The following is a 443-nucleotide window of genomic DNA, read 5'->3' on the forward strand; positions in this document are numbered from 1 at the left end:
CACGAAGTCAGCGTATTTCTGTTCTTCAGTGATGAGGAAAAGACGACCTGCAATGTTCATGTAGGTGTAGTTATCTTTGTGACGGTTGTGCTCATAGCTCCCGCCATCACCGTGACCCGGTACCTCTAGTGGTAGGCTCATGAAACGCTCAAGTTGTGCAACGTTCTTAGCGATGGTCTTCCCCATCAGGGTGTCACGGCCAACTTCCTTGCGAAGTTCAATGATCTCTTCGGCAGTCAGCAATATAGGTTGTGTCGTCATTTTGTAGTTTTTCCTCAACTAACGAGAATAATTGTAAACCCACATAAAGTAATACAATATTAACTTTAATCCTATGTGGCGGTCAAAAAAGAATGAATGCTGTCACATAAACAATTTCAAAAAATAACTGTTTGTTACCTATACTTCCATTTCTCTCTATCGCTTGCATATTGTAGGTAAAC

General features: G+C 41.3%; 1 pseudogene. It reads right to left on the reverse strand.

The annotated features are described in order from the left end of the window. Positions 1 to 261, reverse strand: a pseudogene (locus AB4585_RS28710) (chondroitin lyase); the annotation flags it as partial. Between the last annotated feature and the right edge of the window lie 182 nt (positions 262 to 443).

This window comes from Vibrio sp. 10N.222.49.C9 (assembly GCF_041474985.1).
GTDB classification, from domain to species: Bacteria; Pseudomonadota; Gammaproteobacteria; order Enterobacterales; family Vibrionaceae; genus Vibrio; species Vibrio crassostreae_C.